The 23973-nt window shown below is 36.0% G+C and carries 25 protein-coding genes and 1 pseudogene; 18 read left to right on the forward strand and 8 right to left on the reverse strand.

Annotation, left to right across the window (positions count from 1 at the left end; all coding sequences use genetic code 11):
• The first annotated feature begins 166 nt into the window (after positions 1–166).
• From AC1PU0_RS03260 to AC1PU0_RS03275, 4 genes are all read left to right on the forward strand, one after another.
• A complete protein-coding gene (locus AC1PU0_RS03260; protein WP_069653675.1) occupies positions 167–1897 on the forward strand; it encodes an ABC transporter ATP-binding protein in 1731 nt (576 codons plus the stop codon).
• Positions 1894–3660 (forward strand): multidrug efflux ABC transporter subunit EfrB, encoded by a 1767-nt coding sequence (gene efrB / locus AC1PU0_RS03265; protein ID WP_069653676.1) that lies wholly within the window; start codon positions 1894–1896, stop codon positions 3658–3660. Before AC1PU0_RS03260 ends, efrB begins: the two co-directional genes overlap by 4 nt.
• Before the next feature lie 130 nt (positions 3661–3790).
• Complete coding sequence (locus AC1PU0_RS03270; protein ID WP_111246897.1) at positions 3791–4282, forward strand: gamma carbonic anhydrase family protein; 492 nt, start codon at positions 3791–3793, stop codon at positions 4280–4282.
• Between the two features lie 77 nt (positions 4283–4359).
• Positions 4360–4725, forward strand: a complete 366-nt coding sequence (locus AC1PU0_RS03275; RefSeq protein WP_206849137.1) for an iron-sulfur cluster biosynthesis family protein — start codon at positions 4360–4362, stop codon at positions 4723–4725.
• Between the two features lie 173 nt (positions 4726–4898).
• Here the strand turns inward: AC1PU0_RS03275 and AC1PU0_RS03280 are convergent, their stop codons facing one another.
• Complete coding sequence (locus AC1PU0_RS03280; protein WP_479998696.1) at positions 4899–5519, reverse strand: flavin reductase family protein; 621 nt, start codon at positions 5517–5519, stop codon at positions 4899–4901.
• 20 nt (positions 5520–5539) lie between these two features.
• On the reverse strand, positions 5540–6514 hold the full coding sequence (locus AC1PU0_RS03285) for a ring-cleaving dioxygenase (RefSeq protein ID WP_206838443.1): 975 nt from the start codon (positions 6512–6514) through the stop codon (positions 5540–5542).
• Positions 6515–6678: 164 nt separating this feature from the next.
• Between AC1PU0_RS03285 and AC1PU0_RS03290 the strand changes: the two genes are divergently transcribed.
• The 10 genes and pseudogenes from AC1PU0_RS03290 to AC1PU0_RS03335 all read left to right on the forward strand — a co-directional run bounded on the left by AC1PU0_RS03290 (position 6679) and on the right by AC1PU0_RS03335 (position 14911).
• Positions 6679–7548 (forward strand): SPFH domain-containing protein, encoded by an 870-nt coding sequence (locus AC1PU0_RS03290; RefSeq protein ID WP_479998697.1) that lies wholly within the window; start codon positions 6679–6681, stop codon positions 7546–7548.
• Between the two features lie 65 nt (positions 7549–7613).
• Positions 7614–8267, forward strand: coding sequence for an HAD family hydrolase (locus AC1PU0_RS03295; protein WP_206838446.1), 654 nt, complete (start codon positions 7614–7616; stop codon positions 8265–8267).
• 141 nt (positions 8268–8408) lie between these two features.
• Positions 8409–8611 (forward strand): annotated as a pseudogene (locus AC1PU0_RS03300) (H2O-forming NADH oxidase); the annotation flags it as partial.
• 174 nt (positions 8612–8785) lie between these two features.
• Entirely contained in the window at positions 8786–10222 is a 1437-nt protein-coding gene (gene mltG, locus AC1PU0_RS03305) for an endolytic transglycosylase MltG (protein ID WP_206849130.1), read from the forward strand.
• 261 nt (positions 10223–10483) lie between these two features.
• Positions 10484–10957 carry a transcription elongation factor GreA gene (gene greA / locus AC1PU0_RS03310; RefSeq protein ID WP_069653684.1) on the forward strand — a complete coding sequence of 158 codons (474 nt, stop codon included), beginning with the start codon at positions 10484–10486 and terminating at the stop codon, positions 10955–10957.
• 198 nt (positions 10958–11155) lie between these two features.
• Complete coding sequence (gene liaF / locus AC1PU0_RS03315; RefSeq protein WP_069653685.1) at positions 11156–11887, forward strand: cell wall-active antibiotics response protein LiaF; 732 nt, start codon at positions 11156–11158, stop codon at positions 11885–11887.
• Positions 11884–12987, forward strand: a complete 1104-nt coding sequence (locus AC1PU0_RS03320; protein WP_479998698.1) for a sensor histidine kinase — start codon at positions 11884–11886, stop codon at positions 12985–12987. Before liaF ends, AC1PU0_RS03320 begins: the two co-directional genes overlap by 4 nt.
• Positions 12962–13594 carry a response regulator gene (locus tag AC1PU0_RS03325; RefSeq protein ID WP_069653687.1) on the forward strand — a complete coding sequence of 211 codons (633 nt, stop codon included), beginning with the start codon at positions 12962–12964 and terminating at the stop codon, positions 13592–13594. The genes AC1PU0_RS03320 and AC1PU0_RS03325 overlap by 26 nt, the downstream gene beginning before the upstream one ends.
• Before the next feature lie 156 nt (positions 13595–13750).
• Positions 13751–14416: a potassium channel family protein gene (locus tag AC1PU0_RS03330; RefSeq protein WP_069653688.1), complete on the forward strand. Its 666-nt coding sequence runs from the start codon at positions 13751–13753 to the stop codon at positions 14414–14416.
• Positions 14417–14599: 183 nt separating this feature from the next.
• On the forward strand, positions 14600–14911 hold the full coding sequence (locus AC1PU0_RS03335) for a HesB/YadR/YfhF family protein (protein ID WP_069653689.1): 312 nt from the start codon (positions 14600–14602) through the stop codon (positions 14909–14911).
• A 153-nt stretch (positions 14912–15064) separates the two neighbouring features.
• Here AC1PU0_RS03335 and AC1PU0_RS03340 read toward each other — a convergent pair whose 3' ends face one another.
• The gene (locus tag AC1PU0_RS03340) at positions 15065–16663 is read right to left on the reverse strand and encodes a helix-turn-helix domain-containing protein (protein ID WP_479998699.1); all 1599 of its coding nucleotides are present in this window, start codon (positions 16661–16663) and stop codon (positions 15065–15067) included.
• A 296-nt stretch (positions 16664–16959) separates the two neighbouring features.
• Here AC1PU0_RS03340 and AC1PU0_RS03345 point away from each other — a divergent pair, with 296 nt between their 5' ends.
• Entirely contained in the window at positions 16960–17892 is a 933-nt protein-coding gene (locus AC1PU0_RS03345; protein ID WP_069653691.1) for a glycosyltransferase family 2 protein, read from the forward strand.
• 59 nt (positions 17893–17951) lie between these two features.
• Here AC1PU0_RS03345 and AC1PU0_RS03350 read toward each other — a convergent pair whose 3' ends face one another.
• From AC1PU0_RS03350 to AC1PU0_RS03370, 5 genes are all read right to left on the reverse strand, one after another.
• Positions 17952–18914, reverse strand: coding sequence for a phosphoglycerate dehydrogenase (locus AC1PU0_RS03350; RefSeq protein WP_206849128.1), 963 nt, complete (start codon positions 18912–18914; stop codon positions 17952–17954).
• 98 nt (positions 18915–19012) lie between these two features.
• Positions 19013–19321, reverse strand: a complete 309-nt coding sequence (locus tag AC1PU0_RS03355) for a hypothetical protein (RefSeq protein WP_479724032.1) — start codon at positions 19319–19321, stop codon at positions 19013–19015.
• Positions 19322–19329: 8 nt separating this feature from the next.
• Entirely contained in the window at positions 19330–19929 is a 600-nt protein-coding gene (locus AC1PU0_RS03360; protein ID WP_479724031.1) for a flavodoxin-dependent (E)-4-hydroxy-3-methylbut-2-enyl-diphosphate synthase, read from the reverse strand.
• Between the two features lie 44 nt (positions 19930–19973).
• A complete protein-coding gene (locus AC1PU0_RS03365) occupies positions 19974–20102 on the reverse strand; it encodes a hypothetical protein (protein WP_340689573.1) in 129 nt (42 codons plus the stop codon).
• Between the two features lie 117 nt (positions 20103–20219).
• On the reverse strand, positions 20220–21032 hold the full coding sequence (locus tag AC1PU0_RS03370) for a DUF1189 domain-containing protein (RefSeq protein ID WP_206849125.1): 813 nt from the start codon (positions 21030–21032) through the stop codon (positions 20220–20222).
• Between the two features lie 168 nt (positions 21033–21200).
• Between AC1PU0_RS03370 and AC1PU0_RS03375 the strand changes: the two genes are divergently transcribed.
• The 3 genes from AC1PU0_RS03375 (at position 21201) to AC1PU0_RS03385 (ending at position 23824) form a co-directional block, all read left to right on the forward strand.
• The gene (locus AC1PU0_RS03375; RefSeq protein ID WP_206849123.1) at positions 21201–21809 is read left to right on the forward strand and encodes a superoxide dismutase; all 609 of its coding nucleotides are present in this window, start codon (positions 21201–21203) and stop codon (positions 21807–21809) included.
• A 130-nt stretch (positions 21810–21939) separates the two neighbouring features.
• The gene (dapF, locus tag AC1PU0_RS03380) at positions 21940–22914 is read left to right on the forward strand and encodes a diaminopimelate epimerase (RefSeq protein WP_479998700.1); all 975 of its coding nucleotides are present in this window, start codon (positions 21940–21942) and stop codon (positions 22912–22914) included.
• A 94-nt stretch (positions 22915–23008) separates the two neighbouring features.
• Positions 23009–23824 (forward strand): hypothetical protein, encoded by an 816-nt coding sequence (locus AC1PU0_RS03385; RefSeq protein WP_479998701.1) that lies wholly within the window; start codon positions 23009–23011, stop codon positions 23822–23824.
• Positions 23825–23973: the final 149 nt, after the last annotated feature.

The raw sequence follows: 23973 nt of genomic DNA on the forward strand, positions 1-23973 counted from the left end.
TTTAGTACTGAAATTAAAGTAATTACTATTATACCATAGCAAAAATAGTCCTGTTTATTATTCTATTAAAAAGTGTTCAAATTTCACTTAAATATAATTTACCTAGCTGTTAGTTTTATGCTATAGTGAAAGCACTGGATCAAAAATTGAAATGGGAGATGATTGATTGAAATTGATGTGGCGTTACACGATGAGATATAAGAAATTATTGTTTTTAGATTTCATTTGTGTTTTTGGATTTATATTGATAGAACTAGGCTTACCAACGATTTTGGCACGAATGATCGACGTTGGGATCAAAAATAATGACTTTGACTATGTAAAACAGCAAGGGTTATTGATGATTGGAATCACAGTTGTCGGTGTAGTTATGAATATCATGTTGGGGTATTTTGGCGCACGAATGACAACGAATATTGTTCGTGATATTCGGGATGATTTATTTGAAAAAGTACAGACTTTTTCCCATCGTGAATATGAAACGATTGGTGTATCATCATTGATTACCAGAACAACGAATGATGCGTACCAAATCATGTTGTTTATGGGAAATATTTTACGGATTGGGTTCATGACTCCGATGATGTTTATTGTCAGCTTATATATGGTTATGCGGACAAGCCCATCTTTAGGATGGTTCGTTTTAGGAGCCTTGCCATTTCTTTTGGCAGCAGTGGTATTGATTGCTAAAATATCTGAACCGTTATCAAACAAACAACAAAAAAACTTAGACGGAATCAATAGTATTTTAAGAGAAAATCTTTCTGGGTTACGAGTGATTCGTGCGTTTGTCAATGAGAAGTTCGAAGAAAGTCGTTTTAGTAAAGTCAATGAAGACTATACTAAAAGCTCAAAAAGCCTATTCCGCTTGATGGCAGCAGCACAACCAGGATTTTTCTTCCTGTTCAATATTGTGATGGTGTTGATTATTTGGAATGGTGCACTTCAAATCGACCAAGGCAGTTTGTTAGTTGGGGATTTGATTGCGTTTATCGAATATATTTTTCATGCTCTTTTCTCATTTATGTTATTTGCTAGCGTGTTTATGATGTATCCTCGTGCGGCTGTTTCAGCTCGCCGAATTCAAGAAGCATTCGATATGGAACCTGTGATTCGTGAAAATGAAGCAGGCGTTACAGAAACAAAAACAAAAGGCTATTTAGAATTTAAAAACGTTACATTTGCATACCCTGGACACTCAGAAAGTCCAGTGATTCGTAACGTTAGCTTTACAGCTTCCCCTGGTGAAACTGTTGCATTTATCGGGAGTACTGGGAGTGGGAAATCTACTTTGATCCAACTGATTCCACGCTTTTATGATGTTTCAGAAGGAGAAGTACTTCTCGATGGAGTAGATGTACGTGATTATAAATTGAGTGCATTACGTAATAAAATCGGTTATATTCCACAAAAAGCGTTGCTATTTACAGGAACGATCGCGGAAAATATGCGATATGGGAAAGAAGATGCGACGATCGAAGAAATGGAATTAGCAGCAGATATCGCACAAGCGACAGAATTTATTTCACAAAAGCCTGACGGATATGATGAACTTCTTTCAGAAGGTGGAACTAATTTCTCTGGTGGTCAAAAACAACGTTTGGCAATCGCTAGAGCTGTGATTCGTCGCCCAGAAGTTTATATATTTGATGATAGTTTTTCAGCGCTAGATTATCAAACTGATGCGAAGTTAAGAGCTCGTTTGAAAAAAGAAACGACCGAATCAACTGTTTTGATTGTCGCACAACGAGTTGGAACGATTATGCATGCAGATAAAATTATCGTTTTAAACGAAGGGGATGTCGTTGGCATGGGTACCCATCGTGAATTACTTGAGAATTGCCCTATCTATTATGATATTGCTGCTTCTCAATTGTCAGAGGAGGAATTAGCATGAAAAACGCACTCTCTTCTATTAGACGTTTAGGCAGATACATCAATCCTTATAAAGGAACTTTTATTTTAGTGATCATCTTTACCGTTTTAACTGTGGCCTTTAATGCTGCAATGCCATATGTTTCAGGGTTGCCCATAACAGAAATCAGTAAAAATGTTGCTGCTGGAAATGGGTTGAATTACGCCTATATCATCAAATGTCTAATTTGGATATTGATTGTAGGGCTTGGGTATTGTGGGGCACAATTTTTGTCAGGATTTTTGATGGCAACAGTTGTTCAACATTCAATGCGAGATTTGCGTCGAGATATCGATGAAAAAATCAACCGATTACCTGTTTCTTATTTTGACAAAAATCAACAAGGAAACATTTTGTCTCGCGTGACTAATGATGTGGATGCTGTGAGTAATGCGATGCAGCAAAGTTTCATCAATATCGTTTCAGCTATTTTAGGTATTGTGATGGCTGTTGTGATGATGTTTTATATCAATTGGCTGATGGCATTGATTTCGATCATCATGATTCCATTATCATTATTTATTTCAAAAACGATTGTCGGTATTTCACAAAAATACTTCCAAGGTATGCAAAATGCACTTGGAAATCTAAATGGATATGTTCAGGAAAATATGACTGGTTTTAGCGTTTTAAAACTGTATGGACGTGAAAAAGAAACGTTACAAGGGTTTAAAAACGTCAATCACAATCTGAATAGCTTTGGCTTTAAAGCAACGTTTATTTCAGGATTGATGTTGCCGCTTGTTCAGATGACAGCATATGGTACGTATATCGGTATGGCTGTGTTAGGTAGTTACTATGTGATTACAGGTGCTATCGTAGTTGGACAATTACAAGCGTTCATTCAATACATTTGGCAGATCAGTCAGCCAATGGGGAATATCACACAATTGTCAGCGGCATTACAAAGTGCTTCAGCGGCGACTACCCGTGTCTTTGAAATTTTAGATGAGCCGGAAGAAGAATTAAATGAACAAGATATCCCATTACCGGAAAATGTGCAAGGATCGGTTCAATTTGATAATGTCAGCTTTAGCTATGATCCAGCGAAACCATTGATTAGGAACTTGAACTTTGAAGTCCAAGCAGGACAGACTGTTGCAATCGTAGGACCAACTGGAGCGGGTAAAACAACCTTGATTAATTTACTGATGCGTTTTTATGATGTCAATGAAGGAGCTATCAAAATTGACGGCATCGATACGAAAAAAATGGATCGCAGTGATGTTCGTTCAGTTTTTGGTATGGTTTTACAAGATGCTTGGTTATACGAAGGTACGATTGCTGATAATATTCGTTTTGGTAAATTAGATGCGACGGATTATGAAATAGTTGATGCAGCGAAGACGGCCAATGTTGATCATTTTATCCGGACAATGCCAGATGGGTATGAGATGGAAATCAATTCTGAAGGAGATAATGTTTCTCTAGGACAAAAACAATTACTGACGATTGCCAGAGCAGTGATTTCCGATCCAAGAATCCTTATTTTAGATGAAGCGACAAGTTCTGTAGATACTCGTTTAGAAGCCTTGATTCAAAAAGCGATGGAGCGAGTGATGGAAGGGCGCACAAGCTTTGTAATTGCTCACCGTCTATCAACGATTCGTGAAGCTGATTTGATCTTGGTGATGAACCAAGGTGAAATCATTGAAAAAGGAACCCACAATGAGCTATTAGAGCAAGGTGGTTTCTATGAGAAACTATATAATAGCCAATTTGCAGAAGATGGCGATTACGATTAATCAAAAGAGGTTGAGATATGACTCTACGAGTCACATCTCAACCTCTTTTTTTATTGATACAAAGAAGACTTTTCAACTACGTAATTGAGTTAAATTTGTTATACTGAAGTTAGTAGAAGAGGTGAATAGGATGACAAAAGAATATTTTATTGCGGCAAGTGCCGATGTTTACGGGAATGTGGTGCTGGCTAAAGATACTAGTATTTGGTTTCAATCTGTCCTTAGAGGTGATAACAATTCGATTACGATCAATGCAGGAAGTAATGTGCAGGACGGGACAGTGATCCATGTCGATCAAGATGCTGCAGTTGTTATTGGTGAAAACGTAACGATTGGTCATCACTGTATGCTACATGGCTGTACAATAGAAGAGGGTGCCTTGATTGGTATGAGTTCAACGGTGCTGAACCATGCGGTGATTGGAAAGAATAGTTTAATAGGTGCAGGTTCCTTAGTCACAGAAGGAACAGAGATTCCGCCAAACGTTTTAGCATTTGGGCGACCAGCGAAAGTTATTCGTCCGTTAACCAGAGAAGAAATTCGGAAAAATAAAGAAAATGCCCAGCATTACGTGGCATTGTCGAAAGAATTTGCTGCTGGAAATTATGCGCGACTAGAATAGAAAGCAATTCTAGTCCAAACCATTTACTGGCATTTATCAATCACAGACGTATTCTTTAAGAAAGAGGCGAAGCAAAGATGTATTTAAAAATCAGTAACGAAGCGCAGGTAAAATTGACACCTTACATCGAAAGTAAAGCAGTGATTATTTTGGATTTAGATGATGGTGTGGGTAACTATTCTAAAATGGGTGTTTGTTCTCTTGATACAAGTTTTCGTTTATTGGTATTGGATCAAGTACAGGATAAATCTGATTTTGGTTTAACTGTAGATTCAGATATGGGAGCTATTTGTATCAAGGATTATTCCAAACGATATTTAGATGAAGAGATGATCTTAGAAGTAGACCCTCGATTACAAGTATTTAAGTTAAAAAGTCCTAGTGGTGTTTTGGACGGAAATGTCCCAATCGTAGATTTACGACCAGAAAAAGGCATATCCTAATAGAGGTTGGGGCAGAAGTGTTTAACTCCGAGAAATAAGAAGGAATTTACGAAAATTGCTCTTCAAATTTTTGTGAATTTCGGCTTATTTCCGAAGGAGTTGCTTCTGCGCCCACCGTTTATTCGGTTACTAAGAGCCTGAAACATAACCTTTTTAGTTATGTCCCAGGCTCCTTAATTTGGTCTTTTTAAATCAAATAAGTTGCTAATATGAGCATACGTATTACCAGCCAAACGAGCAATCGGATTAAAGGTTTCTGGTAGGATATACTCGCTTTCTAGATCAAATACAGCTTCATCAAAATAAAAATCGGTTATTTCAATGATAAACAAATCAGTGATAATCTGGTCATCATGATTTTTCACTGGAACATATTGATGTAATCTCGCCTCCATACGAATAGGTGCAGCCGTAATTCCAGGAACCTTAACCGTTTTACTTGTTGTTGTGTCTAATTTGTTGACGATGATTTCACTTTGGTCTGACTTCAAAGAAGCGGCTGTTTGATTCATGGATTCAACTACTTGGTCATTAACCAAGTGAATCACCAATTCATTTGTTTCTATAATATTTCTGGCAGTATCTTTTATTTCGCCATTTCGCCTAAGAATCGATAAGGTGACCAATGGAATGTCAGAAGCTCGAGCGTTAAAAAAACTAAATGGTGCGGCATTTACCGTATCATGAGCCTTATTCAATGTGGTTACCCATGCGATTGGGCGTGGAATGATGCTGCCTGATAGAAATTTATACGATTGCTTTGCTGATAAATGCTTAGTTGAATAATGCAACATATGGCTTCTCCATTTCCTAATTATTGACGAATTTTATTCGCATCAGAAGTATCAAAGGGTCTGACAAATTCTTCGATTTCTTTTCTTTTTCCTTCTAAAAACGGTGGTAAAGATAATTTTTCTCCGGCGGCTTCATAGGTTTCATCTTCTAAGAAACCAGGTCCATCGGTTGCTAATTCAAATAAAATATGTGGAGCTGCTCTAAAATAATCAGATTTAAAATAAAAACGTTCAACAAAGCCAGAGTTAGGAAATTGAAGTTGATTGATTTTATTGATCCAAAAACGTAAAGCATCTTGATCCGCGACGCGAAGAGCTAAATGATGAACATTCCCAAAGCCTTCTTGTGCTTCTGGAAGATCGTCTCGATGTTCAACAATGATACTGCCACCATTGCCCCCTTCACCTACCTCAAATAAATGGAAACTTCCTTCCGCGTCAACTAGCTTAAATCCCAATACCTCGACTAAAACCCGTTGCATATGTTCAAAATCTGCTACAGTGACAAAAACAGGCCCCAATCCAATCAGCGCATGTTCAGCTACAACATCTGTTTTTTTCCAAGGCGTCCCGCTAGCTACGCCATAATTATTCTCATCAGAAATCAATTGATATTGTTGTTTATCGAAATCTTCAAATTCTAGGTATTTTTTTCCAAAACGTTGTTGGATTTCGCCGTGGTCGATTCGATGCTCATTAAAACGATCGACCCAAAAATCTAAAGAAGCATCGCTTTTAACACGGAAAGATGTGCGAGAAATAGAATTGGTTCCTTTGGTTCCTTGTGGAATACCTGGGAAATCAAAAAAGGTCATGTCAGTACCGGCTGATCCAAGATCATCAGCAAAAAAGAGATGGTAGGTTTGGATATCGTCTTGATTAACTGTTTTTTTGATCAAGCGCAACCCTAAAGTGTCTGTAAAAAAGCGATAGATTTTTTCTGCGCTAGATGTCATTGCTGTAACATGATGAATTCCACGAATTTGTGTATGCATAATATAAAACCTCCAATTGTTTGTTATGAAATTTACTTACTAAAAGTAAGTTTACATCTAAACTAATAATTAAGCAACTGTTTTATCCTTTTTAACTATTGATGGAAGGAACAAAGAAGAGTAGTATAAGAATAATAACTGGAAAAAGAAAGTGAGGGGAAATCATGAAAGAGAAAAAAACATTTCATGTGAATGGCTATGCTGCATTAGTCGTGTTGGTTAGCTTAATTATAATTGGCGGGTACTGTACTTATACTGGAGTGACAATCGAAAGTTTTGGTATGATTGCAATTGGTTTGGTGTTGTGGGTGATTTCAGCTTTATTTCTGAGTTCTTTAACAATAGTTAGTCCGAATCAAGCAAAAGCAATCTTGTTTTTTGGTCAATACTTAGGCACCATTAAAGAGAATGGCTTATTTGTGACAACACCTTTAACGCAAAAAATTAATGTTTCCTTGAAAGTCCGAAATTTTAATAGCTCACTATTAAAAGTAAATGATTCAGACGGAAATCCTGTCGAAATTTCTGCAGTTGTTGTATTTAAAGTAGTTGATACCGCGAAAGCCCTATTTGATGTGGACCGCTATCAAGATTTTATAGAAATCCAAAGTGAAACGGCGATTCGTCACATTGCAACACAATATCCCTACGATACGTTTAATGAGGATGATTTGACTCTACGAGGAAATACAACCGAAGTTTCAGAAGAAATGGCGAAAGAATTGCAAGAACGTTTAGCTGTTGCTGGAGTAGAAGTCATTGAAACCCGTTTAAACCATTTAGCCTATGCGACTGAAATTGCTAGTGCTATGCTGCAAAGGCAACAAGCAAAAGCGATTCTTTCAGCAAGACAAATCATTGTTGAAGGAGCAGTTTCGATGACTCAAATGGCTTTGAAACAAATAGAAGATGGACAAGAAATCAACTTTACTGACGATCGGAAAGTTCAATTAATCAACAATCTACTCGTTTCAATCATTACAGATAAAGGCACCCAACCAGTGATTAATACTGGAGATGTTCATGAAAAGTAAAATGGATCCATATTTCTGTTTCTAATTTAAAAAAACAAGATAAAACAATAGAAAGTGAGACATCTATGCAGTATAAAACAATTTTGTTTGACTTAGATGGAACCATCACAGATTCCGGAGAAGGGATCATCAACTCGGTTCTTTATGCTTTAAAAAAAATGAATGTAAATGTACCGGAACAGCGAGAGTTATATTCTTTTATCGGACCGCCTTTAATTGACTCATTTAAAACGGTTTGTCATTTAGATCGTCATACTTCAGAGCAGGCAGTAAGTTATTACCGTGATTATTATCAATCCAAAGGAATGTATGAAAATAACCTATATGAGGGGATTGTCGAAGTACTAGCTGATTTAAAACAAGCTGGCTGCGCTCTTTATATTGCAACATCTAAACCAGAAATCTACGCTAAGCAAATCTTGACGCACTTTGATTTAGATCATTATTTTGTTGGGATTTATGGAGCTAGTTTAGATAGTGGGCGTTCAAAAAAAGGGGATGTCATACGATATGCCCTCCAATCAGCAGGTATCACGAATTTAAATGAAACATTGATGATCGGTGATCGCAGCCATGATATGATAGGCGCAAAAGAAAACGAATTAGCGTGCATGGGTGTGTTGTATGGATTTGGAGATCAAGTAGAATTGGAATCAACGGGTGCTGATTATTTAGCTATAACGCCAAAAGATGTAGAGAAGATTATCATGAGAAACTAAAAAGAAAGACTTCTTATTTGGCGTAATTAAGTTCAATATAGCACGAATAGGAACGCTTTATGAGCAAAATAAAACAGTTATTGTGGGTGCTAATCATGCAGGAATCGCTGCGGGAAAAGCAGTATAGGGAGGGCGTCAAATCGAATCGTATACGAAGAGGACTCGCGCCGTATCATTGGTACGCAGATGGTGTCATTTGAAGATATCTCAATGGGACTCCATAGGTTCTCACTGGCAATTTTAGAAAAAGTGACAATCAATAAACTAAATTACTCGATATTTTCTTCTTACGCCACTTTAATCAACCTTATAATTATAGTAGAATGGTTAAGTTTAGTGCTTAATAATCGTTTTTTTCAAGGCTGAGGACACAAGTTCTCAGTCTATTTAGTTGATTTTAAAAAGAAATCAAATCTTACAAGTTAGTGACGTTTCTCTAAAAAAGTTTAAATTTAAAAAGCTTTCATGTATAATGGTAAAAGTTAAACAAGATACATAGAAAGTAAGGAGGATTTGTTTTGGCAGAAGATAACCAAAATAATCAAGATCATTCCAACGCTTCATTCAAAGATCAGGTCTTGCGTTCTTTGCGGGGAGAAGAAATAGAGAATGATGATTCAGCTTCTTCTGAACACAATGCTCAGAACGTATCACAGCATAACGAAGCAGAATATAATAGAACGTACCGTTCTCAACCAGATACTCAAGAAGACCCGATAAAACGGGATGAGATGGAATCAGTTGGCTCACGCAGTGCAGAACATCAGACAAGACGATCAGATTCGTCGGAAGAACAGTCGGAGCTTGGGAGTACACGGAGCCCTAAAGAAGATAATTCCGACAAACGAATTAGAAAAAAAGAAGACCGCATTGTCAGCCGCATTGTCTTGATTGTTGCCTCTGTGTTGTTATTAGTGATAGCCATTTTTGGGTTTACTTTCTATAAGTATGTCAATGCTGGCCTACAACCACTTGACCAAAAGGATAGTAAATTAGTTCAAGTACACATTCCAGAGGATTCTTCGAATAAGAAAATCGCCAACATTTTAGAAGACAGTAAAGTCATCAAAAGCGGGATGGTATTCAATTACTATGCGAAATTTAAAAATCTAACGGATTTTCAAGCAGGTTATTACCAAATGTCACCAGACATGACGTTAGATGAGATCGGGGCACTTTTAAGAGAAGGTGGAACCGCGGAACCAACTCAGCTTGCAGATGGAAAAGTAACGATTCCAGAAGGCTTTGATATTGACAAAATCGGTGATGCCATCGAAAAAAACACTAATTTTAAGAAGGATCAATTTATTGAGCTGATGAAAGATCAAGCATTCTTCGACACGATGAAGGAAAAATATCCGGAGTTACTAACAAGTGCTGCTGAAGCAAAAGATGTTCGTTATCGCTTTGAAGGGTATTTATTCCCAGCAACATATGACTATTACAAAGAAGCAAAACTAGAAGATTTTGTGGATCAGATGATTGCGAAGTCTAACAGTGTGATTGAACCGTTTATCCCAATGGTTCATGCAAAAGGAATGACGATTCAACAAGTATTAACACTTGCGTCATTGGTAGAAAAAGAAGGCGTGAAAGAAGAAGACCGCAAAAAAATTGCTCAAGTGTTCTTTAATCGAATTGCGGCTAATATGCCATTGCAATCAGATATTTCTATTTTATACGCATTAGGCGAACATAAAGAATTGGTCACATATAAAGATTTAGAAGTAGACTCACCGTACAATCTGTACAAAAATACCGGATACGGTCCAGGACCATTCGATAGTCCTAGTGAGCAAGCAATCAACGCTGTGTTAAATCCAGTACCAAATAACTACCTGTACTTTGTTGCGGATATCTCAACTGGGAATGTTTACTTTGCGGAGACCTATGAACAACATCAAGAGTACGTAGAACAATATGTAAATAAAACAGAAACTGAAAAAAGTGAATAACTTTTAAGTTTGCGTAATATATTACGAGCCAACCTAGAATTTAGGCGGCTCGTTTCGCTTTCCTTGGGATTCGCACATTTGAGCGTAAGAGAGATACCGTAAGCGTTGATGATTAGAAGAAAATCTAGCAGATTTATAAAAATTAAGTGAATATTATTTACAATTTGCTTAAAGCGTGGTACTCTTTTCTGGATTGAAAGCGGAATTTTTCAATGAAAATAAAAATAAAACATTGTAGTAAGTTAAGAAGGAGAAATTAACATGGTAGAAAAAGTATTTCCTATGACACTTGAAGGCAAAGAAAAGTTAGAACAAGAATTAGAAGAACTAAAAACAGTTAAACGAAAAGAAATCGTTGAACGTATAAAAATTGCAAGAAGCTTTGGCGACTTATCTGAGAATTCTGAGTATGAGTCAGCGAAAGATGAACAAGCTTTTGTGGAAGGACGCATCACAACATTAGAAAATATGATTCGCTTTGCTCAAATCATTGATAATGATGGTGTTGATTCAGACGAAGTTTCAATTGGAAAAACAGTAACATTTATTGAACTACCTGATGGTGATGAAGAAGAATATACGATTGTAGGTAGTGCAGAAGCTGATCCTTTTTCTGGTAAAATTTCAAATGATTCACCTATTGCACAAGCATTGATCGGCAAAAAATTAAACGATCAAGTTGCAATTGCTACTCCTGGTGGAGACATGCAAGTAAGAATCATAAAGGTTGGTTAACAAACAGTCAGTAAGAACGAAGGGCGAGTCGAAGCTATCATTAGTTTTGACTTGCCCTTTAAACCTGACTAAATAGCTCAGGAGTTTCGGTTCGTTTAAAAAAATTAGGGCTAAAGTCCTATAGTAAAATGGGGCTTTAGCAACTAACATTAATAGGAGAATCGAGGTATACTAATTTCATCGGAAGGGGGATTATAAATGAATAACCCATGGCGTTTTTTCATCGTAGTAGAAGCATTACTTTTTTTATTAGCTTTATGGCAAATTATACATAACCCAGGCTTGGCAATCGTATTAGTACTGGGTATTTTAAGTACACTCTATGCGCTGAAAAAAGTTCATCGTAGCAATTTTAATAATTTTCAATTAGTATTGGGTGTTATCTTGATTTTGATTGGGGTAATGAATAGTCCTGCATTTTGGTTGATGTTAGTTTTTGGTGTTTTATTTATTGGTTTAAAAGGGGTTGAAATCGCGGGTGTCGATATCACGCAGCGAGCACCTTGGAGAAAGAAACAAATGATCATGGTGGAAACAACGAATGTTGAATCTAAAAGCGGGCGTCGGTTCAAACGTCCATGGTTTGCCAATGAACGGATCGGCAGTAATGTTTATGAATGGGATGATATCAATATAGACGTTCTTTCAGGTGATACAATCGTTGATTTAGGGAACACATTATTGCCTAAAGATGACAGCATCATTATTATTCGTAAAGGCTTTGGTCGTACGAGAATATTAGTGCCACTAGGTGTTGCCGTAACACTCGAACATTCCACTTTTTACGGAAATGTTAACTTTGAAGAAGAAAAATATCATCTGAAAAATGAATCATTGAAAGTATATAGTAATGACTTTGATACAAATAATCGCCGCTTGAAAATCATCACAAACACATTGGTTGGTGATCTTGAGGTGATTCGCGTATGATGGGTAAAATTTCTCGACAGATGCTTTCTTTGTACGCTGCTTGTAGTACGTTTATTGTTGTGTTACTTACACTGTTTTCATATTTTTATTCAATTAAACAAAAAAATTGGATGTTGGAATTACTTCAAAGGAAAGTGTTTTACATTCCTTTGATTTTCCATATGCTCTTGATCTCGCTGTTGGTGGGATTGTCGACATTTTTACTTGTATCTATTGTACAAAAGTCACAATATGGTAGAATTGAAGAAAAACTTCGGTTACTAGCAAGAGGCAGTTATGAAAGTCCAGCTCTTGCGAAAAGTGTCCCTCATGCGAGTAATGATCAGTACATTGTCGAAGTTGACCAAGATATTTTAAAAATCCAAACAAAATTATTAGAAATGTCAAAAGAATTGCAATTATTAAATAGCCGTCCGCAGCTAATGGACGGGGAAACCAAAGAAGAAATATTAGAAGAAGAGCGTCATAGGCTTGCCAGAGAGCTACACGATTCGGTCAGTCAACAGTTGTTTGCTGCAATGATGATGTTATCAGCGCTTAATGAACAAGCGCAACGAAGTGAGACGCCAGAATTGTTTCGTAAACAATTAGTGACGGTAACCGATATCATCAATGCTTCTCAATCTGAGATGCGTGCTTTATTGCTTCACTTACGGCCAGTGAGTTTAGAAGGAAAGAGTTTACGTAAAGGGATCGAGCAATTATTAAAAGAATTACAGACGAAGATCAAAATCGAATTGACGTGGGATGTTGAAGATGTTCATTTAAATAATAGTATTGAGGATCATTTATTTCGAATCGTTCAAGAATTATTGTCAAATACACTTCGTCATGCTAAAGCAAAAGAACTTGAAGTCTATCTCCATCAAGTAGACAAAAACGTGTTATTACGTTTAGTAGATGACGGTGTGGGCTTTGATATGAGTGAAAACGATAATAAAGCTGGTAGTTACGGTTTAAAAAATATTCGAGAACGGGTAGCTGGAATGGGCGGTATTGTTAAAATCATTAGCTTTAAAGGACAAGGAACGAGCGTAGAAATCAAGGTGCCTGTAATAAAGGAGGAAATAGCAAGTGATCAAAGTAATGTTAGTGGATGACCATGAGATGGTACGATTAGGCGTATCTTCCTATTTATCGATCCAAGAGGATATTGAAGTAGTTGGAGAAGCTGAAAATGGCCAGATCGGTTATGAAAAAGCGTTAGAATTACGGCCGGATGTGATTTTGATGGATCTAGTCATGGATGTGATGGATGGAATCGACTCAACAAAGGCGATTTTAAAAGATTGGCCGCAAGCACGAATCATTATTGTCACTAGTTTTATTGATGACGAAAAAGTTTATCCAGCAATCGAAGCTGGAGCTGCAGGCTACCTCTTGAAAACTTCAACGGCCCATGAGATTGCAGATGCTATCCGAGCGATTTCTAGAGGAGAACGTGTTCTAGAACCAGAAGTAACGACTAAAATGATGGAACGTTTGACTAAAAAGCAAGAACCTGTTTTACATGAAGATTTGACAAATCGTGAGCATGAAATTTTAATGTTGATTGCCAAAGGACGTAGTAATCAAGAAATTGCTGATGAACTATTTATTACACTGAAAACAGTCAAAACCCATGTTTCGAATATTTTAGCAAAGTTAGACGTTGAAGATCGTACACAAGCGGCTATCTATGCGTTTCAACACGGATTAGCAAAATAACAAATGTCGATTTATGGTGAATAAGATAAACTGTATTAGTTTGTCTTATTCACTTTTTTTATAATACTGAGGTAAGGGGATGGAGCCTCCTGATTCTGTTCAATTACGGTTCTGTTTGTTATACTTAAATTAAATTTAACGCTAGGAGACATAAACATGAAGCAAAATTTTGCAATTATTGGTTTAGGAAGATTTGGCGGTAGTATCTGTCAGACTTTGATTGAATCGGGGCAAGAAGTTTTAGCTATTGATAGTAATGAAGATCGAGTGAATGAATATATGAATATCGCAACACATGCTGTTGTAGCGAATGCTCAAGACGAAGCAACCCTTCGCTCTCTAGGGATTCGTAATTTTGATCATGTTGTTGTTGCGATTGGTGAGGATATACAGGCAAGTATTCTGGTTACCTTAATGGTCAAAGAAATGGGCGTGCCAAATGTTTTAGCTAAAGCTGTGAATGAATATCATGCAAGAGTATTAGACAAAATCGGTGCTGATTTAGTTGTCCATCCAGAACGTGACATGGGAATCAGAGTAGCACATAAATTAGTATCTAGAAATATTTTAGATTATATTGAATTATCAAATGAAGTATCGTTAGCAGAAGTCCGCGTTTCTAATCCAAAATTTTACGGCAAAACGTTAGGTGATTTAAACTTTCGCCAGCGTTTTGGGTTGACGGTAGTTGCGATACGTCGCTCAAAATCAGACGTGATTGCATCTCCAGCGGCAGAAGAAATTGTCAGAGAAAATGATAATTTATTAGTAGTTGGTGAAACAGACGATGTTGATTTATTAGATGAAAAGATGAATGGTTAAATTTAAGCAAGTTATTCTTCGTAAATCAGACTCTATGCTAAAATGATAGTTGTGATAAGTGGGCTAGTCTCTAAGAAACGGATAGAGTATGAATGAGATAAAAAACGCCTTGATCATATTTTCCTATTTTTCAGTCAGAGCTGAACGAGCCCGCTACGTTTTTAAATTAGGAGGAACTTTAAGATGAAATTAACAATTACGCCGCGTGCGCAACAATGGTTCAAAGATGAAGTAGGGGTTACTTCAGATAGTGGTATTCGATTTTACGGTAAGATTTATGGGAAGACAGATGTTCACGAAGGTTTTTCTATTGCGATGTCTGTAGAAGCGCCAGATCAACCATTAGTCAAAGAAGAGATTGATGAGATTACGTACTTTATCGAAGAAACAGACGATTGGTTTTTTAAAGGATATGATTTATTAGTTGATTACGACGAAGAAAAAGACGAGCCGAATTATAAATTTGCTGAAAATAAAGAAGACTTGAAACAATAGCCAGATCATCTTTTAACGCATTAAAAAGACAAAAAGAAGTGAGGTTGGGACAGAAGTATTTAACTCCGAGCAATAATGGGGAGTTACTTCTGCCTGCCACCCCCACTTTTTTAGTACGGATAGATAGCGATACTAAAGAAAGAAACAGACCTATCAAACGACTAAAGAAGAAGATTTTGCTGTATATCTTTTATGTAATGTATCGATAAGCGCCACTTGATAATCTAATGTGGGAGATAAGGGTATTATCTGGAAATTGCCCTTTTGTTTAATTTTATTTGGTAATAAAAGTTTTGATGCTGCTATGTAAAAATCATAGTCATCCTCAGACGTTGAAGTAACGAACGAGACGGAAATAAATGAAATTTGTTCTAAAAAATCGTGTAGAGATTGTAGGAAAATCGCGTTGGGTGACAAGATAATGCCGACATTTAATTGATATTTTGTATTGCTTCGTTCATAAAAAGGAAGTAATAAAAATGAACAAATATAAACTAAATCTTCTAAACAATTTTTAATCCAAGCAAATTCTGGATTTGAAATAATCTCTTCTAAAAACTTTCTAACTTTGCTAGAAAGAGGTTCATACAAAGGATTTTGTTCTTTCACACAAGATTCCATAAAATTGATAGTGAGGGGTAAGGAATCTTTTATTGCAAAATGATTTAGACAAGTAGTGAAAATATTTATATTCAACACATCTTTTTCATCTTCGGATAATGCTTTTTCTGTAAATAGAGGCTGATAAAATGCTTCAAAATGCTCAATTAAAGAACCTAATGGCTGCTGATCACTTTCCATATATTCTTTTACATAGCGAATTCTAGGATCGTCTGCATAAAAATAAATATTCCAGTAAAACATCATAAATGAAAGAAAAGTCGCTTCCCATTCGATGAAATGCTGAGGAACTTTTGCTTTTTCTAGTTCTTTTACAAAGGACATATTTGTTTTTGGGAAAGTTAGTTGTTTAAATGGAGGTTCGATAATGAAGTGCTTTTTTTTGATTCTCAATTGAGAGATTGTCGTTAATAAATACCATTCTCTAGGCTCTATATAAGTCATCCACTGATGATCTTCCGGATCAAATAAATCAAAGCCTCTTTTTGTTTCATCTAAAGCTAGAAATAGGTCTTCTCCGTAAGAGGCAATCCAAAAGAAATTTAAATAAACAATGCGGATCAAGTTTTCTTTTCCGGTCAGCTGAAGTTTGGTACAGTTTAGTTGGATGTCAAAATCTTTTAAATAATTGATCAGTGGTTGGAGTCTGCGAATAATGGATGCCCGACTAATAAAATGGTCCTTACAAAAGTTTTCTATCGTGTAATTTCTTTCTAAAATTGTTGCAAGTAAAAACTTATAAGGTAGACTTTTGCGAAATAAAAATTGAGAATACGGAATATCACGCAACGTTGAAGAGTCGATATGTACTTTTCCTTGAACCGTTAATAACTCAAGACCTTGCTTTTCCATAAGGTCTGCATGTATTTCAGAAAATAATGAATTCAAGCGGGCGTATGAAAAATCTGTAAATTGCTCAAAATAATGTATGCTATATGTACCGTCAGCCGTACTCAATAAGTGATTGAAGACGTTGATTTTACGTTGAGCAACATCATCTAATAAAATGTCTGCTAGCATATTTAGTCTCCCTTTAATAATGAATGATGATTTTTTAATAATAAAAGTTATTAACTTTACAAAAATAATGGATTGTATATGAAAATCATTTACTGTATCTATGATAACCATTTACCTGCGGGAATTCAATTAGAAATTAAACAAAAATAAAAAACGTAATAATTATTTAAAAATAGTTAAATAATTCTTTTCTTGCTTGAAAAAGCTATGTTCTTAATATCGGTGATGATTTTTCTCTGATTGGGATAAAACAATGTTTGTTATTTATATTACGCTGATTTTTTTCGAGATTTGTTTTTGGATGTAAATACAAATTAGAATACGCAATACTATTTATAGTTTTTATATTATTCTGTCGTAGATGTATGCTATAATCAACAAAGAATACTTTTTTTGGAGGAAATTTCATGCTATCTATTATTGTTCCTTGTTACAACGAAGAGGAATCAATTCCGTTGTTTTTTGAAGAAGTGGAGAAAGTAAGCTCACACATTCAACATAACATAGAATACATATTTATTAATGATGGATCAAAAGATCAAACACTAAGCGCACTGAGAAAGTTATATAAAGAGCACCCTGAAAAAGTTCGCTATCTTTCTTTTTCTAGAAATTTTGGAAAAGAAGCGGGACTCTATGCAGGACTTAAAGAAGCCAAAGGGGACTTGATTACAGTGATGGATGTGGATTTGCAAGATCCACCTGAGTTGTTACCAAAAATGATTCAAATGTTAGAGACAAATAAAGAGTTGGATTGCATCGGGACAAGACGAGGAGATCGAGAAGGTGAACCCGCTATTCGTAGTTTCTTTGCTAGAATGTTTTATCGATTAGTGAACAAAATCGGCGAAACAGAGATGGTAGATGGAGCGAGAGATTTTCGTCTGATGACACGTCAAATGGTGGATGCTATTTTAGAATTGACTGAGTACAATCGTTTTTCAAAAGGTATTTTTAGTTGGGTTGGGTTTAACACAGAGTATCTTTCTTATGAAAATCGCGAACGTATAGCTGGTTCCACTTCATGGTCCTTTTGGAGTCTACTAAGTTATTCGATTGATGGGATCGTCAACTTTTCAGAAGCACCACTGAATTTAGCATCTTATATTGGCGCTTTTTCATGTGTGGGATCAGTCATTGCGATGCTGATTATCTTCTTTAGAACGATTATCGAAGGAGATCCTACTAGTGGTTGGCCATCAATGGTCTGCATTATTTTATTTGTTGGCGGGCTTCAGTTGCTTTGTCTAGGAATCATCGGAAAATATATTGGGAAAATTTTCTTGGAGACAAAAAAACGCCCAATTTATCTCGTGAAGGAAACGGAAAAAGATCAATAATAATAAAAAATACTGTTTCGAATCACTATAAAATGATTCAAAACAGTATTTTTAATCGTTTAATACCCTTGATGTAAGGTTATTTCATTTTTAGCTAGTGTCCCATCTTTTAGAAATTGAGTAAGATTTTGACTAAAAATCTTTAATAGCTTTGTTTTGAATTCAGGTGTTAAACCAGAGATATGTGGCGTAATCAAAACATTGTCCATGTCCCATAACGGACTATCAGAAGGCAACGGTTCCTCTTCAAAAACATCTAGAGCAGTAAATCGTAACTGTTCTGTGTTTAGTGCATGAATCAAATCATTGGTATTAACAGAAGGTCCCCGTCCAACATTTACAAAGACGGTTCCGCGTTTCATTGCCAAAAACATTCGCTCATTGTACATTTGATAAGTATCTTCGGTCAGAGGAAGAATGTTCACGACGATATCCATTTCATTCACGATGCGGCTCATATTTGTATGAGAATAGCATTCGATAAAACCATTCGTTACATGACCAGAAGTGTTCACACCGTAAGTTTGAATACCTAAGCCTTTTGCAAAGCTAGCAAGCTGTTGACCGATATGGCCAGTGCCGACAATTAGCATTTTTTGCATGGACAATTGTTTATAGGAAATAGTCTCTCTTGTCCATTCTTTATTTGCTTGATTGTTGATACTAGTACGAATACCTCTAAACTCAGCTAGTAGAACACCTAAAACATGTTCTGTAATTGAAATGCTATGAATTCCGCTAGCGTTAGACAGTAAGATATCTTTTTCAGAAAAGCGATCTAAATCATATGTATCCACACCAGCAGAAATAGATTGAACCCACTTTAAGTGGCTTGTTTCAGAATTCAATAAACGCTGACCTAAATTTTTGTCCCAACCTAACATGATCTCGATATCATCTTCAATCACTTGTGGTGATTCTCTTGTAGCATCAATAACAATATAATCAGGAGCACTTTGTCTGATTGTTTCAACTTGTCCTGTTTTCATCTGTTCATTTAGATAGATGACTGGTTGTCCCATGTTGATTCCCCCTCGCTCATTCATTGTAACAAAAAAGCCCTTCAAACAAAAAAAGATTGAACTATTGCAAGTAACAATCTTTTTTCCACCTACATAAATTATCTTTTTTCGCCACGAGCATATGCTGCTGCAAGACTATCAACTTCTTTTTTCAACTCATCAACCATGATTTCTTCCGGAACTGTTCGAATGATCTTTCCTTTTTTGAAAAGCATCTCTTTCCCGTTTTCACCAGCTATTCCAATATCAGCTTCTCGTGCTTCACCAGGTCCGTTAACGGCACAACCTAAAACCACAACGTTGATTGGTGCCTTGATTTTTTCGATATATTCTTCGATCTCATTCGCAATTGGAATCAAATCAATTGCGATGCGTCCGCAAGTAGGACAAGAAATCAACGGTGCCACGTTACTTGCTAGCCAAATGCTTTCAAGACTTCTTTAGCCACTTTGATTTTTTCTACAGGATCAGCAGATAATGATACACGACAAGTATTTCCAATACCTAAAGACAGTAGAGCACCAAGTCCAGCTGCAGATTTTATTCCACCAGAAAATTTGGTCCCTGCTTCAGTGATTCCTAAGTGTAGTGGATAATCAAATGTTTGCCCAGCCAGAGTATAAGCTTCAATGGCTAACTGAACATCACTTGCTTTTAATGAAACAATAATATCGTAAAAATCCAAATCTTCAAGTATTTTTATATGCTCAACAGCACTAGCGACCATCGCTTCAGCAGTAGGATAACCATATTGTTGCAAGAAATTTTTTTCAAGAGAACCCGCGTTAACACCGATCCTGATTGGGACACCTTTAGATTTACATGCAGTGACAACTTTTTCCACACGATCTTTGCGTCCGATATTTCCAGGATTGATTCTAATTTTATCAACACCTTGTTCAATCGCTTTTAAGGCTAAACGATAGTCAAAATGAATGTCAGCAACTAAAGGAATCGATATCTGACTTTTGATAGCACGGATTGCTTCTGCCGCGGCTTCATCTGGTACTGCCACCCGAACAACTTGACAGTCAGCTTCTTCTAAACGCTTGATCTGGGCTACAGTACCATCATGTCATGTGTTTTAGTTGTACACATACTTTGAATAAATAATTCGTCAGTTCCACCAATGGTTATGTCTCCAACCTTAACGTGACGTGTGTTTTTACGATGAGTCAAGTCTCCCATAATGATTCTCTCCTTACTACTGCTCTATTATATTGCGGATTAACCAGTATTATTCATCATTTATTTTATCATGTATCCACACACCAGTGAGAGTAAGAAGATGTATCTGATTTAACATTAAGCTAAGGGTGGTTCTTGACGTGTTTCATTACGCGTAGCAAAGAAAAAGACTACCAAAGAAACGAAGACAATCAAAAAGCTATCGTCGAAAGAACGGTTAATAAAATGTAGAATACTACTGGCAATCACAGGAAGTGTAGCGCAATAGGTTGAAATCTTTAGACAATCTAAAAAACGTAGTTTGTACAAGCGAATCTTACTATAAAGATTTGCACCGATTGTGATCATAAGCAAATTAAAAATCAAGTTAAGAAATGTAGGATATAAAGTAAAGACAAACACAATTAGATTAATCCAAAAAGGAAAACTAGCTCCATCTAAAGATTCTTTCAAATCTTTACTGTTTAAACCATCTAAGGTCCCTTTGGAATAAGGAATTTCAAATTGATTAGCACCCAGTAACGAATCTGCAGCGCCTGATTTAGGGAAAGCCACAACAAATTCATCCTGCAACAATCCTAAACCAACAGCAGTGCCGACGGAATCAGCAGTGACATCGTTAAGTGATCGTTTCCCTTCAGGATCAAAGGTAAAAATGATGGAGTTTGTTTGATAAATGAATCCTTCAGTTTTGCTAGCTGTTTTTAGTTTTCCATCAGTGATAGTGAAATCTGGTAACTTTGAAGCAATTTTTTGACCATCACTTTTGATATCTTGCATTATAGAAAAAAGTTGTTTGGTTATTGGAAGAGCAAGGATAGCGCTTAAAAAAACAACATATAAAATGACTTTCCAAAAGGGCATTTTTTTAGCCTGATGGAGATGCGTTAACTGAAATAATGACTGTTTAAAAAGGATAAATGAGTTCATAAATTCTCTCCTGACTTGAAATTGAGTATACTCGTCATTTTAAAGGAGATAACTGTTAAATACAAGTTTTGCCCAAAATTTGTAAGCAATTACTTTGAAGGTTACCATAAAATCTGTTATGCTATAATTGTATGAAACATTATACCTAATTAATGGAGGGAATTTTTTATGACTTACACGTTACCAGATTTACCTTATGCTTATGATGCATTAGAACCTTATATTGATGTAGAAACAATGCATCTACACCATGACAAACACCATAACACTTATGTGACGAATTTAAATGCGGCAATCGAAAAGCACTCTGAACTTGGGACTAAATCTGTAGAAGAGTTGATTTCTGATATGGATAGTATTCCTGAAGATATTCGTACAGCTGTACGTAATAATGGCGGTGGACATGCGAACCACTCATTCTTCTGGGAAATCATGGCCCCTAACGCAGGCGGCGCACCAACTGGCGATATCAAAGAGGCTATTGATGCAGCATTCGGCAGCTTTGATAAATTAAAAGAAGAATTTAAAACTGCTGCAACTGGACGTTTTGGTTCTGGTTGGGCATGGTTAGTTCTAAATAACGGCAAATTAGAAATTACGTCAACACCTAATCAAGATTCACCATTGATGGATGGCAAAACACCTGTCTTAGGTTTAGACGTTTGGGAACATGCTTACTACCTAAATTATAAAAATGTACGTCCAGATTATATCGAAGCATTCTGGAACTTAGTAAACTGGGATGAAGTAAATAAACGCTTCGCTGCAGCTAAATAATCTGAAAAAAATAGAATTTTTAGAAAATTTTTGAGGAAAACAGTAAATTACACTGTTTTCCTCTTTTTGTTTATGGCATACTAATACTTAGGAATAAAAATACAGAAAGCACTGTGTAAAGGAGTTTATAATGAATATAACGATGCAAAAAGTTCATGGGTCAGAAAATGATTTCTTTTTATTAGATGAAACGCAATTGGAACGTTCCTTTACAGATGAAGAAATCGAGGATTTACGCACTTATTTGTGTGATAGAGAGACTGGTTTACTCAATGGAGCAGACGGCTTATTACTTGTAGAAAGAGTAGTTAAAGGTGAATCATTAGCGAAGATGCGTGTAATCAATAGTGACGGTAGCGAAGCGAGTATGTGTGGTAACGGACTGCGCACAGTTGCAAGATATTTAGCCGAAAAATACAACAAAACATCGTTCACTGTAGAAACGATGTTTGCAGATCTTAAAGTAAGACAAGCGCCTAATTTAGCTGCTCAAGTGGCAACATATCAAGTGGAGATTTCTCCTGTTCGCTTTGAAGCAGAAGCAATTCCGATGCATACTAAAAATAATACGATCATTGATGAAGTGATCCCAGAATTATCTAGTGAGCTGAGATTTTCAGTCGTAGCAGTTCCCAATCCTCATTTGATAGCGTTTGTAGATCACAAAACGCTTATGGGAACAGAATTTGAACGAATTGCAACCTATGTAAATGGCGAAAATCCAATTTTTCCAGATGGTGTTAATGTAAGTTTTGTAGAAATAGTAGGAAAAAACGAGCTATTTGTTCGGACCTTCGAACGTGGCGTTGGCTTTACCAGTGCGTGTGGAACTGCCATGTGTGCCAGTAGTTTAATGTATGTATTGTTAAATAATGGTGAATTTAATGAAACAATCACCGTCAAAAATACGGGTGGAATAGTAAAAACAGTGGTGCATGAAGATGATTCAGATGGATATTGGATGGAATTAATTGGCAATGCAACAATTACTCATTTGATATCTGGCACTTTAACAGACTTTACCAAAGGTCACTTTGAAAAAGCAATGATTAAAGAAACTACTGAACAAGCAGACTATATAGAATTTTTAGCATCAATAAAGTAGATGAACTGCAAATATTTGGGATTGGTATGCCTAAAATATCCTAACAAAAGAAATGGAACATCTAAAGAAAGGTATCGTTAAAAGGGGTGTAAAGGTGATAAAAAGTAATAGGGTTGGGAAAGGTATTTACATAATTGTCATTCTTATTTCAATTAGTATTTGTCTTTTAGGAATTAGATCGAATGGTAAAAAGGAACAGCAACGAAAAATCGAGCATATAAAATCAACGTTAAAAGATGAAACGGTAAAAATCAACCAGCTAACTAAACAAATTAGTCAATTTTATCAAAACGATCAGGAAGAATTTTTAGCAGATCAAATCAAGGAAGATGAACTAAAGGATATTCAACTAAATATTAATACCTTGAAGACTGAAGCGGACGATTTTGGTGTAGAAAAGAAAGATTTTACTGCAGATACTTCCGAAGTAAGGCAAGCAAAAGAAGAATTAGTAGCTAAAATAGAAGATATCAAAAATAAAAAAAACATTCAAAACCAAGTGACTGCTTTATTAATGCAAACGCCGACTAACTGGGCAGCAAATAATGAAGAAGCGATCATAAAGGAAAGTACAACGGCAGAAAAGATTTTAAAGATACGGCACAGTGTTTCTAAAGCTGAAACGCAATGGAACCAAGCGATCATATCTTTGTTAGATGAAATGGATGCACAAGTCAAACAATATAAGGATATAGAACAATCCATTGATATGATGGAGCAAGATGGTGTGTTGACGAGTAACGCAACGATCGAAAATGTTATTCTTATTTTTAATCAATTGCCTCAGATAAAAAATGAAACATTAAAAAAAGACTTGTCAGACAAATTAGATGTAATCGATACTCTGCTAGAAAAAGAAGAAACTACAGATTCCCTAGAGGAACAAGAAGAAGTTCTAGGAAGTGAATAACCGTGATATTAAAGTAATTTTATAATTTTATAATTTAAAAATATAATCTATCAATTATTTCAACAAATGCTGAAATAATTGATAATGATTCTTCGTGAATAACCTTGTACTTGATTCAGCTAGAATTTATAATTATTTGTATGTAGTTA

It is taken from the genome of Enterococcus sp. XAF26B05_ASV22 (assembly GCF_056727285.1).